This is a genomic window from Mesorhizobium sp. M1A.T.Ca.IN.004.03.1.1, from assembly GCF_003997555.1.
In the GTDB taxonomy this organism is placed as follows: domain Bacteria; phylum Pseudomonadota; class Alphaproteobacteria; order Rhizobiales; family Rhizobiaceae; genus Mesorhizobium.
The window spans coordinates 1-248 of the sequence record NZ_RZTV01000817.1 but is presented as its reverse complement, the minus strand read 5'-3'; the positions used below and the strand labels follow the sequence as shown (position 1 = coordinate 248).

The 248-nt window shown below is 64.9% G+C and carries 1 pseudogene; it reads left to right on the top strand.

What is annotated here, in order from left to right:
* Window positions 1-248: pseudogene (locus tag EOD29_RS33940) on the top strand (carbohydrate kinase); the annotation flags it as partial.

The following is a 248-nucleotide window of genomic DNA, read 5'->3' as shown; positions in this document are numbered from 1 at the left end:
GCCATTCTCACCTATGCGCAATATTGGGCGGCGCGGCTGACCGGTGTGGCCGCCAATGAACTGACCTCGCTCGGCTGTCATACCGACCTCTGGAACCCGGGACGCGGCACCTACTCCTCGCTCGTCGACAGGCTCGGCATTCGCGATCGGATGGCGCCGATCCGTTCGGCCTTCGATGTGCTCGGTCCTGTGCTGCCCGAGATCGCGGCCGAACTCGGTCTTTCGGCACCTGTGCCGGTCTATTGCGG